Raw genomic sequence first — 15,405 nt, forward strand, 5'->3', positions numbered from 1 at the left:
TGACTGCTTTTCTTCGAAAGTCAGGCCCCGGAAACTGACCGGGGCGGGCAGAGGCTCAGCCCCGGTAATCAGGGGCGTGAGCGTCGAGCCGGCGCAGATGCGCGGCCCATTCGGGGTCGGGTTTGCCGCGAAGCTCGACCGAGTCATAAGCGTTCTGGTATTGCCGCGCCGTGTGCTCGGCGACCGCCTCGGGCAGCACGTCGGCGGTCAGCCCCATACCGAGCGCTGCCACCTGCGCCTTGCAGGATCGCTCGAGGTTGAGCGCCAGTTTCACCGCTTCGGAGACCGAGCGGCCCAGCAGCAGGGTGCCATGATTGCGCAACAGCATGACCTGCCTGTCGCCAAGGTCCGCAACGATGCGCTCGCGCTCCGCAAGATCGAGCGCAATGCCCTCGTAGGCGTGGTAGGCGATGCGCCCGTGGAACTGCGCCGACCATTGGTTGAGGCTGAGCAGCCCCTCCTTCACCGACGACACGGCCACCCCCGCGACGGTGTGGGTGTGCAGCACGCAGAGCGCGTCATGCCGCGCCATATGCACGGCCGAGTGGATGGTGAACCCCGCGGCATTGACGCCCGCGCCAAAGGGATCGTCGATCACCGCGCCGGTCTCGTCCACCGTCACGAGGTTTGCCGCCGTCACCTCGTCGAACCGCAGGCCGAAAGGGTTCAGCAGGAATCGCTTTTCGCCTTTCGGGCCGTCGGGCAGGCGCGCCGAGATATGGGTGTAGATGCCGTCATCCATCCCTTCGAGGGCGATCAGCCGGTACGCGGCGGCAAGGTCGCGGCGGAGGGTCTGGACTGTGGACGTCGGCGCGCCATCTGGCATTCGGCTCTCCTCTGGTAGGCTCGCCGCGGGGCGAGCATCGTGCACATTCTTACCTCATGGTAAGGGCAGCCCCCCTGCCCCGGTCAAGGGAATTGTCGACAATCGTCAAAACCGCATTTACCCTTGGGGGAAATTCAGGCGCATGACGGCATGGCGAGATCCCCACAGCAGACCGGCTTCCAACCCCTTGACCGCGAGGGGCTCGTGCAGCGCGTTGCCACGCTGCTCAGCAAGGCCATCGTCACTGGCCAGCTCGCCCCCGGTGCGCGGCTTTCGGAATCGGTGGTCGCGCGCGAATTGGGCGTGAGCCGCGCCCCGGTGCGCGAGGCGGCGCGGCTGCTCGAGAACTCGGGGCTGGTGACCTACCACGCCAATCGCGGCTTTTTCGTGCGCGAGACCTCGGCCGAGGCGTTGAACGACCTTTACGAGCTGCGCATGGTGATCGAGATCGCCGCCGCGCAGCGGGTGCTTCGGAACGGGCTGACCGACACGATCGACCGGCTCGCCGCGCAGATCGACGCGCTGCACGAGGTTGCCGCTGCCGGCGCCGACATGCTTACCCAAGTCGAGGCGGACATGGAGTTCCATCGCCTGCTCTGCGCCGGCAGCGGCAACCCCAAGTTCCTGCATGTCTTCGATCAGATCGCCGCCGAAACCGAGTTCTCGATCATGGTGATCGGCCGGCTTTACGACGATCCGCACAAGATCGCCGAAACCCACGAGCCGATCGTCACCGCCCTGCGCCGCGGTGACGAGGTCGCGACGCGCGAGGCCATAAGGTATCACATCGGCGTCGCACAAGACCTGGTGACGCGCCAGTTCCGAGACATCGAGGCCGGAACCACGGAGGGCTGAACGCCCGTCCGGCCCAAGACCCCGTGAGGGCCTACGGCAAGGCAAATCCGGCGCGACTCGCTGACACGGGTCGACCGAGCACTGTCCGGAAAAGCCAAGATGTCGGCTTTGAGCCGGCTCTGCCGTCATTCGAGGGGCAGAGATGCTTCGTGATGCACGAATGGCCGCCATGATGAAACCGTAGGGCAACGCTTGACCCTTGGGCGAAGGCCCGCAATAGGCCACCCTCGCCAAATGACCGCCTCGCCTAGGTGAGGGGGGCGCCGTGCTGCCGCAAGCCCGCTCCGAGCCCTTATCAACCTGCGCGTGGAGCGAAAAGAATCACTGCGGCGCCAATCAGGCACAGGCAGGCGCCAGCAATGTCCCATAGGTCTGGCCGCTCTCCTTCAGCGCTCCACATCCAGAACAGCGACGCGGCGATGTAGACGCCCCGTAGGCGGCATAGGCTCTGCCGGCAAAACCTGCCTCGACCTGAGCCAGCAACCAGCCGAACACTGCAAGGCTCGCAATCCCTGGCAACAGCCAGAAGATCGACGCGCCCCACCACCAGGCCCAGATTGCAAAACAGCCGGCGATCTCGGCCAGGGCCGCGAGCGGATAGATCAACACGCTCGGCATCAGGAATCGGGCCGGTCGTGATCAGAGAGGCACTCTTCGTGGTCGCGTAGCACCTCGAGGATGCGGCAGTTCGCAACCCGATCGGCCCTGCACTCGCCGATCATCCGTTGCAGTTCGACCCGGAGCGCCTCAAGCCGAGCGATGCGAGCCTCAACCTCATGGAGCTGTTTCTGAGCAACCGCATCGACCTGCGCACAGGACCTTTCTGGGCTGTCCGAGAGGTCCAGGAGTTCCCGTATCGCCTCCAGCGAAAAGCCGAGTTGTCGAGAGTGCCGGATAAACGCGAGCCGGTCGAGTTCCAGCGACCCGTATCGGCGCTGCCCCCCCTCGCTGCGCCCGGGCTCGGGCATCAAACCGATCTGTTCGTAATAGCGGATCGTCTGCACCTTGGTGCCCGTCCGCTTTGCCAGTGTTCCAATGGCCAGCATGAGCGTCTCCTTCCCTCGTTAGCGCGTCGTGTCCCCCGTGGCCAAAGATACGGAAAACCTTCCTCGCGAGGCTTGAGCCTACAGTGGCTGTAGATCGTATAGCTAAGTTCAACCGAGAATCACAACGGAGGTTCGGTATGGCCGATAGCAGCACACGACAACGCGAATGGCGCGTTACAGGCATGGATTGCGGGTCATGCGCCGCCAAGGTGCGCGGCGCAGTCGAGCGCCTGCCTGGCGTCGAGCGTGTTGATGTCGCCCTGATGGCCGAGCGGTTGCGACTGACGCTCGATGAGGCACAGACACCGCCAGAGCACGTCGAGAAGGCAGTGCGCGGAGTCGGCTTCGGGATCGCGCCAAAGGGCGCGCGGCCAGAGAAGCCCAAGGGCGGCTTTGTCCTGCCGGATGGCGCCTTTGCGGATGCGGCGGAGGCCGTGGAAATCGACAGCGAACTGGAGGAGATCACTGGGCCCACCGATGACGCGCCGACCTCTTGGTGGAAGACGTCCAAGGGTCGCCTCGTGCTCGGAACCGGCGCACTGCTCACGGCAGCTTGGGCGTCAACGTTTGTCCTGCCGGCTGAGATCGCGCATTGGGCGTTCGTGCTGGCGACACTCGTTGGGATTTTGCCCGTGGCGCAGCGCGCCTTGGCCATGACGCGGGCCGGCATGCCCTTCACCATCGAGATGCTGATGACCATCGCCGCTGGTGGCGCGCTGATCATCGGTGAGCCGGAAGAGGCGGCGCTCGTCGTTTTCCTCTTCGCCGTGGGCGAACTCCTGGAAGGAGTCTCTGCGAGCAAGGCGCGCGACAGTATTCGCGCCCTCTCGAAGCTCGTGCCGAAGACGGCACGGCTCGAAGTGGGAGGCAAGACACGAGAGGTCGCGGCCGAGAAGCTCCAGTTAGGTCAGCTCGTGCAAGTCCGCCCCGGTGACCGCGTGCCCTGCGACGGCGAGGTGATCGAGGGCACGTCGGGTGTCGACGAGAGCCCAGTGACCGGCGAGAGCGTTCCGAGCCTCAAGGAGCCGGGCGCGGAGGTCTTCGCGGGGTCGATCAACAGCGAAGCTCTGCTGCGCGTGCGGGTGCTGAGGTCGGCCGAGGACAACACCATCTCCCGCATCGTCCGCCTCGTGGAAGAGGCCGAGAGCGCCCGCGCACCCACCGAGCGTTTCATCGACAGGTTCAGCCGGGTCTACATGCCCGCTGTGGTCGGTGTCGCTGTTCTCGTCGCTATCGTTCCGCCGCTGGCCTTCGGGCTGGCTTGGGGTGAATGGATCTACCGGGCGCTTGCGCTGCTGCTGATCGGCTGCCCCTGTGCGCTGGTGATCTCGGTGCCAGCCTCGATTGCCTCGGCCCTGTCCACGGGAGCACGCAATGGCCTGCTGATAAAGGGCGGCTCGGTGATCGAGGCGGTGGCCCGCACGACCCATGTCGCCTTCGACAAGACCGGGACGCTCACACATGGCAGGCCCCGCGTGACAGATGTCTCTGTGTTGAGTGGAAGCGGCGACGACCTCATGGCGCTGGCCGCCGGGGTCGAGAGCGGCGCGAGCCACCCGCTCGGACAGGCGATCTGCGCCGAAGCCGAGCGGCGAGGCGTGGGCGCGGCGTCGGCCACCGGCGGCCGCGCGCTTCCCGGCAAGGGGGCGGAAGCCTCCATCGACGGCGTGACCGTCAGCGTGGGCTCCCCCACGGCTGGCGAACGAGCGCGGTGCCCTCACGGACGACCTGCGGACCCGCGTGGCGGCGCTGGAGGCCGAGGGCAAGACGGTGGTCATCGTGTTGCGCGAAGACGTGCCTCAGGGCCTCATCGCGCTCAGGGACGAGCCGCGGGACGACGCGGCGGACGCTATCGCGCAACTGCGCGGGCTCGGCATATCTTCGGTCATGCTGACGGGGGACAACCCGCGCACGGCCCAAGCCATCGCTGAAGGGCTCGGGATCGAACATCGTTCGGAACTGATGCCGGAGGACAAGGTGACGGCGATCCGCGACCTGAGCGCGGAGGCCCGCGTGATGATGATCGGCGACGGGATCAACGATGCGCCGGCGCTCGCCGCCGCGCATGTTGGCGTTGCCATGGGCTCGGGCACCGACGTGGCGCTCGAGACGGCCGACGCGGCGATCCTGCGCAACCGCGTGACCGATGTGCCGGGCAAGATCCGCCTCTCCCGCGCCACCATGTCGAACATCCGCCAGAACATCGCGATTGCGCTCGGCCTCAAGGCGATATTCCTCGTGACTACCGTGCTCGGGATCACCGGCCTTTGGATCGCAATCCTCGCGGATACCGGCGCCACCGTGCTGGTGACGATGAACGCCCTGCGGCTGCTGTTCTTCCGTCCCACCGGCACGCCTGAACCTGCGGGGCACGTCGGTCTGACCGCTGAGACACGCCCCGATCACGCAACCGCATCGACCTGAAAGGGAGACACCGATGATCCTCACCCGCCGCGCCATGATGGCTTCCGCCGCGAGCTTCGCCGCGACTTTGCCGACCGCCGGTCTGTCCCAAAGCTCTCCCGCAATCCACGTCCTGAAAGATCCCAATTGCGGCTGCTGCACCGCTTGGATCGAGCTCCTGAAGGAGGACGGCTTCACCGTCACCACTCAGCGCAGCTACGGCACGCTCCTGATCCGGTACAAGCTCGAGAACGGCATCCCCCAGAAGATGACCTCCTGTCACACCGGCGAGGTCGAGGGCTACATGATCGAGGGGCATGTGCCGACTGCCGACATCCGACGGCTTCTCTCCGAGCGCCCCAATGCCGTGGGTCTCGCCGTGCCCGGCATGCCTTATGGATCACCGGGCATGGGGCCAGAGCATGAGCGGGAAGCCTACGATGTGTTCCTGATCCTCGGAGATGGCGGGACGAAGGTCTTCTCCAGCTACGAGGCTACCTGACGGCACCGATCTCAGGATCGCCGTGAGGCTACTGCGCAAATCTCACACCGCGCGGTCGCAGCGAAAGTCAGGTAGGTCCGCCCTGCCGACCTTCATCCTCCGATAATGCTGCGCGATAGACGAATGGCCGGTCTGGTGAAGCTGCACCGCGGCGATCGGCAAGGAACTGAACGGCAGGTAATGGGATGTGCCGGCTGCTTCCCCCACCGTTGGGTTATCCTGCACTGGGATCATCCGCGCCAAAGGAGAAGCAGCCATGTGTGTGAATAAGACAGGAAGCATTGAAGACTTGGCGGTTGTCGGCATCGACATCGGCAAGGATACATTCCATCTGGTCGGTTTCGACTGCTCGGGTCAGCTGGTTTTGCGCAAGCAGATCAAGCGGCTTGCGCTGGAGGCAACGTTCGAGAAGTTGCCGCAATGTGTGGTCGGGATGGAGGCTTGCCTCAGCGCCCATTTTGTCAGCCGAACGCTGCGGCGGATGGGGTTCGAGCCACGGATCATCCCGGCGATTTACGTGAAGCCGTTCAACAAGGGTCAGAAGAACGATTACAACGACGCCGAGGCGATCGCCGAAGCCGCTCTGCGGCCGAACCTGCGGACGGTGACGGAGAAGAGCCAGGACCAGCTCGACCTTCAGGCCCTGCACCGGGTGCGCGCGCGGCTGGTGTCGCGGCGCACGGCGACCATCAACCAGATCCGGGCCTTCCTGATCGAGCGGGGCATCACCGTCAGGTCGGGGCTGCGGGCGCTGAAGAATTCCTTTGAGACGATCCTCGAACAGCGGCGGGACGAGATCTCGCCCCGGATGCGAGGTATCCTGATCGGGCTTTACGGCGACTGGCTCTGGCTGGACAAACGGATCGAGGATGTCTCCGACGAGATCGAAGGGATCAGCCGAACCGAAGAGAACTGCGCCAACATCATGACAATACCCGGCATCGGGCCAATGATCTCGACGGCGATGGTTGCGGCCGTCGGCAAAGGCGAGGCATTCGACCGGGGGCGCGATTTCGCCGCCTGGGTTGGCTTGGTGCCCCGACAGTTCAGCACCGGCGGGCGAACGATCCTCGGCCGGATCACCAAACGCGGCAGCCGCTATCTGAGGATGCTGTTCGTGCAAGCTGCGAAAGTGATCATGATGCGCCCTCACCGATGGTCCGACTTCAGTTTCGGCCCGTGGCTGACCGAGGCAGTCGCCCGTATGCCGCGAAACAAGGCGGCCATCGCGCTTGCCAACAAGCTGGCTCGGACCGCCTGGAGCCTTCTGCGGCACGGCACCCGGTTCGACGCCTCACAAGACGCGGCGATGGAAGCGATTTGACGCCTTCCACAGCCACCAAGGAGTTCGCGATAGAGACGACAGCATGGAACGGAGAAGATACGCCCCCAGAGTCTGACGGCCCAAATGGTCATTTTGGACCTTGCCGGTAATGAGACCACGGCGCGTGCGTAACCCCATCAAGGCCACGGCCCGCGAGCCGATCAACAGGCCGGATACATATGAGCGATTTCCGAAGTCGTGCCAAATTCTTGATTGCGAACAGCAGCCGGCACATACATCTGGGCCGGGAGCGACGGCCGCCGCTGCCTGCCAGGCCTACGACCCGCCGCGTCGTCGCGCGACCGCTTCGAGTCCAAAGTGCTTGATGCTGCGGAGCGAGACAACGACTGCTTCAAACCCATCCGCCTCCTGAGGCAGTGCTCGGACGTTCAAGAAGCCCGATACATCAGGAGACGGTCCGAGCGGACGAAACCGAACTTACTGTAGAGTGCGGTGAGTGATTGCGCGTCTTCGGCCTCCGGCGTGATGACGAGATAGCTCTGGCGCGCCCCGCGGTCGTCTGCCCATTCGAGCACAATCTCGATCAGTTGCCGGGCCAGGCCCTGCCCGCGGCGCTTGGGAACAACAAACAGATCCTCGATCTCTGCTGCCCAGCCGAACTCAACACCGCAGGTGAAACTCGCGGAAGCAAGCCCGATCGCTTGCCCGTCAGCAGTCGCAACGAACACGGCCGCCCGGTCGTCCACTAGCATCTGTCTTAGATTGGCCTCGATCTTGGAGCGCGCGATCTTGATGGCGTCCTCTGCAAAGAAGCGCTCGTAAAGTGGAACGAGGTCCGGAACGTCGTCCAAACCCGCGCGCGTGATGTCGAACGTTGAGGTCATTCTCAGCACCTTAAGGGGGGATAAAGACGATGACCAGTTGACGGTGACGTCCGCCAAGCACCACCGAGTGGAACCGGACCTCCGCAACGGTTGTGGAGAAAGTGTCCTTTGTCCGCGCACTGGTAGTCCGCTGCCGCATTGTCGCATGGCTACACAGAGCCCAGCCTAACTAATGTCACGGAGAGTACGAATGGCGGCTTCTGCGGAGTCTGCTGTGGACGTCAGATGGTGACCTTTTGCGCCGCAGTCGCTTCGTCACCGGTGTTCGGCACGCCCTGCGGCTCAATCAGCAGCAGGTGAACCTCTTCCTCCGCGACCGGACGGTGCTCGACGCCCTTGGGCACAATGTAGAGTTCGCCCGGACCAAGGATTACGTCACCGTCGCGCAGCTCGATCCGCAGCCTGCCCTTGAGAACGAGGAAGAAGTCGTCCGTGTCGTCGTGATGGTGCCAGTTGAACTCGCCTAATGCCTTCACGACCATCACGTCGCACTCGTTGAACCGCGACACGATCTTCGGGCACCAATGCTCGGAAAACTCGGTCAGCTTGGCTTCTAGGTTGATGGCTTGGTTCGACATGATTGAATGGCTCCGCTGGTTTGCTTGTGTTCTACCAAAGCGGTGACCGTCGTTCCACCGCCCCGTTCATTAGGGCATGCCCGAGCGGAACGTTTCTTCGTGCAATGCGCCGCGAACGGCTAGAAAGGCCCGCACAGCGTAACGTGGCCGTAGAAAAATGCTGCGCGACGCATGAACGACTGTTTCGGAGAAGCTGCGCCGCAGCGAAGTCGTCCAGCCCGAAGGTCGGCTTCGGGTCGGCCCCGACATAACGTTCATTGCTGCGTCTGCGAAGTGGCCACCTACCGCGACAGTCAATTTGGGCTCGGAGCGGGCTTGCGGCAGTGCGGCGAGCCGTGCATTCGGCGGGCAGTTGCGCCCGTCGCTGCCGACCCACTGCGGACATTCGCCAAGTTGACCATAGCCGCGGCGCGGCTTCCCCAAAGCGGCCCTTCGGGCCTCGGCGCAGCATTTCCAACGATCCGACGTCGGCAGTGTGGGACGAAGCGGAGATTGCAGAAGGTGACGCGCACCGCTATTGCCCTCATGGTTTTGAATGTTACCGGCGGGACTGACGTGCCAAGAATATTCTTGATCGGAGCATCATGCTCGGGCGTCTCAACGCTTGGCGCAACACTGTCCGCGCAAATAGGCGTTCCACTGCTGGACGTAGACGAATTCTATTGGATACCAACAGACCCACCATTCACGACAAAGCGCCTGCCCGAAGACCGGGTCCGCTTGATCCAACAGCGGCAATCCCAGACGGACGGCTGGGTTCTGTCAGGCTCCTTTATGGGTTGGGGGGATATCCTGATTGAGCATGTCGAGATCATCGCCTTCCTATATACGGCGTTGTTGCACAAAGGGGCGAGGGATTCACCTTGTGAATCCAATGTAGTAGCCGGAAGGTATGAGCAGACCTCCGAAGACGACCTACAAGACCACCAACTGGCAAAGCTACAATCAGGCGCTGAGGCAGCGCGGATCACTGACCGTTTGGTTCGATCCCTCGATGCATTGGGAAGCCATTCCGTCGGCGCGTCGCGGCCGTCAGCAGGCCTATAGCGACGCTGCGATCCAGGCCTGCCTCACCCTCAAGACACTCCTCGGGCTGCCGCTCCGCCAAGCGACCGGTTTCGTGGCGAGCCTGCTCGAACTGTCCGGGCTCGGCTGGTCCGTGCCGGACTTCAGCACTCTGTCACGTCGCCAGAAGACTTTGAGCGTGACAATCCCGTATCGCGGTTCCAAGGGGCCGCTGCATCTGCTCGTGGACAGCACCGGCATCAAGGTGGAAGGCGAAGGCGAGTGGCACACGCGCAAGCATGGCGGCTCGAAACGAAGGGTCTGGCGCAAGCTCCACCTCGGGATCGATGAGGAAACGCTGGAGATCCGGGCGGTCGAGGTCACCTCCAGCAATGTCGGCGACGCGCCGATGCTGCCGGACCTGCTTGCCCAGCTGCCCCCGGATCAGGAGATCGCCACCGTTACAGCAGACGGTGCCTACGACACGCGCGCCTGCCACGACGCCATCGCTGACCGCGGTGCGGCAGCAATCATTCCGCCCCGCCGCAACGCGAGACCCTGGAAGCCGGACACGGCAGGAGCCCGAGCGCGCAACGAGATACTGCGGACGTCAAAGCATCTTGGCCGGGCGCTGTGGCGGAACTGGAGCGGCTACCACCGACGTAGCAGGGTGGAGACGAAAATGAACTGCGTAAAGCTACTCGGACAGAAGCTGATGTCCCGCGACTTCGACCGCCAGGTTGCCGAAGTTCAGCTCCGTGCGGCGGTGATGAACCGCTTCACTGCCCTCGGCATCCCGGTCACCGTGGCCCTGGGATAAGTGTGTCCGGGGAAAGGGGAACTGCGGTAATCATCTGATTTGTGCAACAGCGCCATCGCACGCGCCCGATCCCGGGAGGGCTCGAAGATTGATCAGGTTACCTTTCGAGACGGCTCCTTGGGGCAGCAGCGCGCCTTCAGGTTGCAGGCATCACAATCGGCCTTGCCGGCGCGGTAGCGAAGCATGCCATCATCATCGGGCTTCTTCTCCCGGGGTTTCGTGAAGGTCCGGCGGCTTTGCTTCAATTCCTTGCCGCCCGGGCAGGTGTAGACATCGCTCTCGGCATCATAGTTGAAGTCGGCGCGTTCGAATGTTCCGTCCCGGCGAGCTGACTTGTCGAACACCGGGATATGGGGTGCGATGCCGCGCTGCTGATCCAGCCAGTCCAGCATGACGCCGGTGCCGTAGGCGGTGTCGGCGATCAGCCGTTCCGGTGCGATGCCGAAGGTATCGTTCACCCGGTCGATCATCGTCCGCACCGATCCAACCTCGGCCTGGCGGATCGACCGGGTGGCCTCCACATCAAGGATCACGCCGTTGTCGGTGTCGATCAGGTAGTTGGTGGAATAGGCAAAGTAGGCCGGACCTCCCCGAGCCCCGGTCCATTGCGAAGCGGGATCGGAATGCGAGGTGAACTTCGGCTCGACCGGGCTCGCCGCGCCAAAAGCGGCATCGTCGAGCGTTTCCAGATATTCCCTGACGGCCCGAGGCGCGTCTCCCGGGTCGATGTTGGCGGGGTGCCAGTCTGACTTCGGCGTGGAGTTCTGCCGGTTCGCGTCGGCCTGGATGATGCTCGCGTCCGCGGCGAGGCGCTGGCCGCTGGCAAGGCCCTCCTCGAGGCAGCGCGCCACCACGGTCTCGAAAAGATGGCGCAACAGGTCACTGTCGCGGAAGCGGCCGTGGCGGTTCTTGGAAAAGGTCGAATGATCCGGCACCGGGACGGTCAGATCGAGGCGGCAGAACCAGCGGTAGGCAAGGTTGAGATGGACCTCCTCGCAGAGCCGGCGCTCGGACCGGATGCCCATTATGTAACCCACCAGAAGCATGCGGATCATCAGTTCCGGATCAACCGAGGGCCGTCCGGTAGAGCTGTAGAATGGCGCCAGGTGCTGACGGATGCTGGCCAGGTCGACGAACTGGTCAACCGATCGGAGCATGTGGTCGGGCGGAACGTGCGCTTCAATCGAGAACTCATAGAACAGAGCGCCTTGCGCTTCCTGCCGGGACCCCATCATCGCCGTTAACCTCAAGCTGCCGCAGCCAAATTGAATCAGCGGCCAGCTCTTCAGGCAAGCGGAGTTTTTCAACGGAATATGCGCATCGCTGCCGTTCGTCCTGAATGCAGCGAACTTCCGGTTTCCACCCATATATGTCGGCTCCTGCCCGCATGCTGGGCATTTCATAGAGGTTCGCAGGAAACTCCGAAGGCGGGAAGATGCCGCAATGGAAGCTGGCACCGACTCGCTAGTCTGGACTCGCACCGCTGCCAGATTGGTGCCGATCGGCCTGTTGGCGCTTCGATGGAATACGCTATCTGGAAGAGGCATGAACAAGGTCCTCCTTTGCATCGCCCTCATGCTCGCCCCCTGCCAGATACTGGCCCAGAATGTCGTGACCGAGGCCGATGCGTTACCGACGCTTGCGGTCGAGGACGTACCTGACGACGTGGCCGTTGAAACTCGCCTGCGGGCAATCCTCAGGGCTCTGGAATTCGGCGGGATCACGGTCGGCGTCGACGCCGGTGTCGTATCGCTGACGGGGAATGTCACCGACCCATCCATCAGCGAGAAGGCCGAGAGCATTGCCGAGCGCCTCGAGGGAGTCGTTGCGGTGAACAACACGCTCACGGCCTCGGACGACCTCGCCCATCAGATCAATCCCGCGGTTGATCGCTTCCGGGCACGGGTCGCGCAACTGATCTCCCGTCTGCCCTTGCTGCTGCTGGCGTTCGTGGCCTTCCTGGTAATCCTCACGGCAGGCATCCTCGTGGCGCGAATGCGGTTCTGGGACCGCATCTCGCCCAATGCCTTCATCGCCGAGCTTTATCGGCAGGCGTTCCGCGTGGCCTCCGGGATCGTCGGCATCGTGGTTGCGCTGGATGTCGTGGGGGCGGCGGCTCTGCTGGGCACGATCCTCGGCGCTGCGGGGATCATCGGCCTGGCCATCGGCTTTGCCGTCCGCGACACGGTGGAGAACTTCGTAGCGTCCGTCATGCTGAGCCTGCGCCAACCCTTCCGCCCGAACGACCTGGTCGAGATCGAAGGCGACGTAGGCCGGGTGATCCGACTGACCTCGCGCGCGACGATTTTGCTGTCGCTCGACGGCAATCACATCCGCATTCCGAATGCGACTGTCTTCAAGGGTAAGATCGTGAACTACACGCAGTTTCCGGCGCGGCGGTTCATGTTCGACATCGGCATTGACCCTGATGCTGATCTCGAGGCGACGCGCAGCCTGGCTCAGGCAACGCTGAAGGCGCTGCCCTTCGTGCTGGACGACCCGGAAGAGCTCGTCTGGATCGAAAACATCACCGAGTCCGGTGCGATCCTGCGTGTGACCGGCTGGGTCGACCAGACCGCGACCGGCTTTTCCACGGCACGCGGAGATGCCATTCGATTGGTCAAGACCGCTATCGAAGAAGCCGGCGTGGCGATTCCTGACACGACTTATCGCATTCGCCTCGAAGGGGCGGGACTACCAGCGGCGCCTTTCGAACCACCACCGCGCAAAGCGCCAATGCAGCAGGCGAGCTCTGCCTCACCGGAGCCCTCGGTTCACAAGTCAGAAGAAGCGGCGCTGATTCCCTTGGTCGATGCTGAGCGCCAAGACAGTGATGACCTCCTCGCGAGGAGCGCGCCGCGTGAATAGGTGGCGGGCGCTCATGCAGATTGATTAGGCCGAGGCGGCATGACGAACCGCCATCAGCCCACTACCGCCGCTTGTGCCAGCCGTTGCACATCTGAACGCTCTGACAAGAAGGGCGGGAAGCCGACCTTCGCTGCGTCTTGGACGAACGGCAGCGAAGCTGCAGGTAGCCGACATCGCATCGCTGAACACATTTCTCGGAAGCTGCCGTTCAGGCTGAGCGCAGCGATCGACCCCTCCGAGCCCAGAACGATCTTTGGGCTTTGTGGTTTCTCAGAGTTCCAGATAGGCTCCGGAGAGTTTGATAGATCATTTTTTCAGAGGAGATAGACATGCCAATTGGGCACAAGGGACGCTGTCTTTGCGGCGAAGTCGAATACAATACCGGAAGCCCTCCTCTCTGGGTAACGATCTGCTACTGTCGGTTCTGCCAACGAGCGACTGGTTCAGACCGGATGATCGAACCTATTTTCGAGCACGATCAATTCGCTTTCACGGATGGGCGGCCTTCCGTCTACACGCTGCCTTCAGATGGAAGCGGCAAAGACATTCACGTGCACTTCTGCTCTAAATGCGGGACCAAGTTGGCGTTGACCTTTGAGAGATGGCCGGATCGTTTGGGCATCTATGTCGGCACCCTTGACGATCCGAACGCGATCATGGCCTCGCCTGAAAACAGTAAACATATTTTTGTCAGCGAAGCACGGCCTGGTACGATACTTCCTCCCGGGGTCAAAACATTTGATCGCCACGCAACTGAAAACGATGGCACTCCGATTGAACCGAGAATTCATGCATCGCCGCACCAGATCGGAACCTAACACGTCTTCGTTCTGGAGTTGTGCGATGACCGCATTGTCCGCTCCTCGCTCGTCCAATGGTATTGGAATGATGGTCCGCTTCGCCGGAAAAGCACCTCGAGGCGACGGCTGCGAGCGGCGACACGCTCCTGTCTAGAGAACACGTACAGCCGGCTCATCCTTGGTTGCGGACGCTCCAGTTGGCTCCCCTAGGCCCGGCTAGCAGCGCGAGCCAAGCGTCAGAGTTCTGGGTCCTCCGCGCTGAATTTGCCCGTTCGGCCATAACAGCGCAATAGGCACCCTCAGCCGTCTCCGGCTTCTTTCTTATGATCGTCCGGAGAAGTGGATGGTCGCGGCAAATGCCTCCGAAACGTTCTTCGGATCAACCTCGCGAAACCGCAGATGTTCTCCACTTGGCGGCGGTTCGTATCGGCGTCCCGCGCTTCCATGAGATGAGCATAACGGAAAAAAGAAATGATCTGATCTAGATTTGCGAGCCGGATATCTCTCGGTGCAAAACTCGTCTTCGCCCATTATTCCCAGCAGGTATCTTTCTCAGACGTGTAGCCCATCGCCCAATCTCTGAAAGATCTCTCCGCTATCGGCCCGTCGTAAACACCTTGAATATTTCGGTGCCTCTGATCACGCAGAATGTCTTCCTTGACCTTAGCCATAGAAGCGACGGGCCCTTCGACGTATTGCGTAAAGATATGTAGCTGCCGGTGCAGAGTGCCGCTTACGCCCAGTGACCGATTCATCGCCCGCGCCATGACATAGATCGAACGATCTTGATCTCGAGACACCAACGGACAGCCCCTCACTCTTGACGAGGCCGCAATCAGAGAACGCTCTACAACCGCTGGAAGCGTTGGAGCGACAGGGGTGTCTTCGCCCGGATCATGGCGGGGTTGGCGGCCGAGCACGGTGAGGAGACGACCGTGATGATCGACGCAACTCATCTGAAGGCCCATCGTACGGCGTCCAGCCTGGGCGTCAAAAAGGGGGGCGTGGGCGTCTGATTGGCCGAACCAAAGGCGGCATGAATACGAAGCTGCACGCGATCTGCGATAGCCAGGGCCGACCCATCGACCTGTTCCTGACTGCCGGACCCGTCAGCGACTACATCGGGGCGCGTGCCCTGGTCAGCGGGTTGCCCAACGTGAAGTGGCTGCTCGGAGATCGTGGCTATGATGCCGATTGGTTCAGAGAAGCCTTTCAGGACAAGAAGATACGTCCTTGCATCCCGGGCCGGAAGAAACGGAAGACGCCCGTCCGGTATGACAAGAGCAGATACAAACGTCGCAACCGGATCGAGATCATGTTCCGCAGGCTCAAGGACTGGAGGAGGGTTGCGACCCGTTATGACCGCTGCCCGCAAACCTTCTTCTCAGCAATCGCACTCGCTGCGATCGTAATCTTCTGGCTTTGAGAGAGAGAACTAGTCCTGACCCTAGTCAAACGGGCAATGGGCTCAGCACCAACGTGCGAAACGTCATGCCTGGACCCTCGAGCCGATCGACATTCGGCTGATCCACG

The 15,405-nt window shown here is 62.6% G+C and carries 11 protein-coding genes and 4 pseudogenes; 8 read left to right on the plus strand and 7 right to left on the minus strand.

Translation table 11 applies throughout. The features are described 5' to 3' along the window. Window positions 1-55 precede the first annotated feature (55 nt). Window positions 56-826, minus strand: coding sequence for a class II aldolase/adducin family protein (locus CEW88_RS18560; protein ID WP_108969598.1), 771 nt, complete (start codon window positions 824-826; stop codon window positions 56-58). Between the two features lie 150 nt (window positions 827-976). Between CEW88_RS18560 and CEW88_RS18565 the strand changes: the two genes are divergently transcribed. After that, complete coding sequence (locus CEW88_RS18565) at window positions 977-1,681, plus strand: GntR family transcriptional regulator (protein ID WP_108969600.1); 705 nt, start codon at window positions 977-979, stop codon at window positions 1,679-1,681. Between the two features lie 295 nt (window positions 1,682-1,976). Here CEW88_RS18565 and CEW88_RS18570 read toward each other — a convergent pair. Beyond that, a pseudogene (locus CEW88_RS18570) lies at window positions 1,977-2,299 on the minus strand (YnfA family protein). Then, on the minus strand, window positions 2,299-2,727 hold the full coding sequence (locus CEW88_RS18575) for a MerR family transcriptional regulator (RefSeq protein ID WP_108969601.1): 429 nt from the start codon (window positions 2,725-2,727) through the stop codon (window positions 2,299-2,301). The pseudogene CEW88_RS18570 and the gene CEW88_RS18575 overlap by 1 nt, the downstream one beginning before the upstream one ends. Window positions 2,728-2,864: 137 nt before the next feature. Here CEW88_RS18575 and CEW88_RS18580 point away from each other — a divergent pair. From CEW88_RS18580 to CEW88_RS18590, 3 genes and pseudogenes are all read left to right on the plus strand, one after another. Next, window positions 2,865-5,151, plus strand: a pseudogene (locus CEW88_RS18580) (heavy metal translocating P-type ATPase). Window positions 5,152-5,164: 13 nt separating this feature from the next. Next, complete coding sequence (locus CEW88_RS18585) at window positions 5,165-5,632, plus strand: DUF411 domain-containing protein (protein ID WP_108969603.1); 468 nt, start codon at window positions 5,165-5,167, stop codon at window positions 5,630-5,632. 256 nt (window positions 5,633-5,888) lie between these two features. Beyond that, window positions 5,889-6,956 (plus strand): IS110 family transposase, encoded by a 1,068-nt coding sequence (locus CEW88_RS18590; RefSeq protein ID WP_108969605.1) that lies wholly within the window; start codon window positions 5,889-5,891, stop codon window positions 6,954-6,956. Window positions 6,957-7,345: 389 nt separating this feature from the next. Here the strand turns inward: CEW88_RS18590 and CEW88_RS18595 are convergent, their stop codons facing one another. Together CEW88_RS18595 and CEW88_RS18600 are read right to left on the minus strand one after the other, a co-directional pair. Beyond that, window positions 7,346-7,801, minus strand: a complete 456-nt coding sequence (locus tag CEW88_RS18595; protein ID WP_159099665.1) for a GNAT family N-acetyltransferase — start codon at window positions 7,799-7,801, stop codon at window positions 7,346-7,348. 221 nt (window positions 7,802-8,022) lie between these two features. Continuing rightward, entirely contained in the window at window positions 8,023-8,379 is a 357-nt protein-coding gene (locus CEW88_RS18600) for a cupin domain-containing protein (protein ID WP_108969608.1), read from the minus strand. Window positions 8,380-9,271: 892 nt separating this feature from the next. Here CEW88_RS18600 and CEW88_RS18610 point away from each other — a divergent pair. Continuing rightward, entirely contained in the window at window positions 9,272-10,204 is a 933-nt protein-coding gene (locus tag CEW88_RS18610) for an IS5 family transposase (RefSeq protein ID WP_108969609.1), read from the plus strand. A gap of 95 nt (window positions 10,205-10,299) precedes the next feature. Here the strand turns inward: CEW88_RS18610 and CEW88_RS18615 are convergent. Beyond that, window positions 10,300-11,439 (minus strand): annotated as a pseudogene (locus tag CEW88_RS18615) (IS1182 family transposase); the annotation flags it as partial. Window positions 11,440-11,749: 310 nt separating this feature from the next. Here CEW88_RS18615 and CEW88_RS18620 point away from each other — a divergent pair. Together CEW88_RS18620 and CEW88_RS18625 are read left to right on the plus strand one after the other, a co-directional pair. After that, on the plus strand, window positions 11,750-13,072 hold the full coding sequence (locus CEW88_RS18620) for a mechanosensitive ion channel family protein (protein ID WP_108969611.1): 1,323 nt from the start codon (window positions 11,750-11,752) through the stop codon (window positions 13,070-13,072). A 329-nt stretch (window positions 13,073-13,401) separates the two neighbouring features. Continuing rightward, window positions 13,402-13,890, plus strand: a complete 489-nt coding sequence (locus CEW88_RS18625; RefSeq protein WP_108969613.1) for a GFA family protein — start codon at window positions 13,402-13,404, stop codon at window positions 13,888-13,890. A 512-nt stretch (window positions 13,891-14,402) separates the two neighbouring features. On the opposite strand, the gene CEW88_RS25250 is transcribed toward CEW88_RS18625, so the two are convergent. Further along, the gene (locus tag CEW88_RS25250; RefSeq protein ID WP_159099666.1) at window positions 14,403-14,828 is read right to left on the minus strand and encodes a BLUF domain-containing protein; all 426 of its coding nucleotides are present in this window, start codon (window positions 14,826-14,828) and stop codon (window positions 14,403-14,405) included. Here CEW88_RS25250 and CEW88_RS18635 point away from each other — a divergent pair. Next, a pseudogene (locus tag CEW88_RS18635) lies at window positions 14,712-15,298 on the plus strand (IS5 family transposase); the annotation flags it as partial. The gene CEW88_RS25250 and the pseudogene CEW88_RS18635 overlap by 117 nt on opposite strands. Between the last annotated feature and the right edge of the window lie 107 nt (window positions 15,299-15,405).

It is taken from the genome of Alloyangia pacifica, from assembly GCF_003111685.1.
In the GTDB taxonomy this organism is placed as follows: Bacteria; Pseudomonadota; Alphaproteobacteria; order Rhodobacterales; family Rhodobacteraceae; genus Salipiger; species Salipiger pacificus_A.

Coding starts and splice junctions, on each gene's coding strand:
- CEW88_RS18625 (WP_108969613.1), top strand. CDS start 13,402: ATGCCAATTGGGCACAAGGGACGCTGTCTTTGCGGCGAAGTCGAATAC.
- CEW88_RS18565 (WP_108969600.1), top strand. CDS start 977: ATGGCGAGATCCCCACAGCAGACCGGCTTCCAACCCCTTGACCGCGAG.
- CEW88_RS18620 (WP_108969611.1), top strand. CDS start 11,750: ATGAACAAGGTCCTCCTTTGCATCGCCCTCATGCTCGCCCCCTGCCAG.
- CEW88_RS18590 (WP_108969605.1), top strand. CDS start 5,889: ATGTGTGTGAATAAGACAGGAAGCATTGAAGACTTGGCGGTTGTCGGC.
- CEW88_RS18595 (WP_159099665.1), bottom strand. CDS start 7,801: ATGACCTCAACGTTCGACATCACGCGCGCGGGTTTGGACGACGTTCCG.
- CEW88_RS18560 (WP_108969598.1), bottom strand. CDS start 826: ATGCCAGATGGCGCGCCGACGTCCACAGTCCAGACCCTCCGCCGCGAC.
- CEW88_RS18600 (WP_108969608.1), bottom strand. CDS start 8,379: ATGTCGAACCAAGCCATCAACCTAGAAGCCAAGCTGACCGAGTTTTCC.
- CEW88_RS18610 (WP_108969609.1), top strand. CDS start 9,272: ATGAGCAGACCTCCGAAGACGACCTACAAGACCACCAACTGGCAAAGC.
- CEW88_RS18575 (WP_108969601.1), bottom strand. CDS start 2,727: ATGCTGGCCATTGGAACACTGGCAAAGCGGACGGGCACCAAGGTGCAG.
- CEW88_RS18585 (WP_108969603.1), top strand. CDS start 5,165: ATGATCCTCACCCGCCGCGCCATGATGGCTTCCGCCGCGAGCTTCGCC.
- CEW88_RS25250 (WP_159099666.1), bottom strand. CDS start 14,828: ATGAGTTGCGTCGATCATCACGGTCGTCTCCTCACCGTGCTCGGCCGC.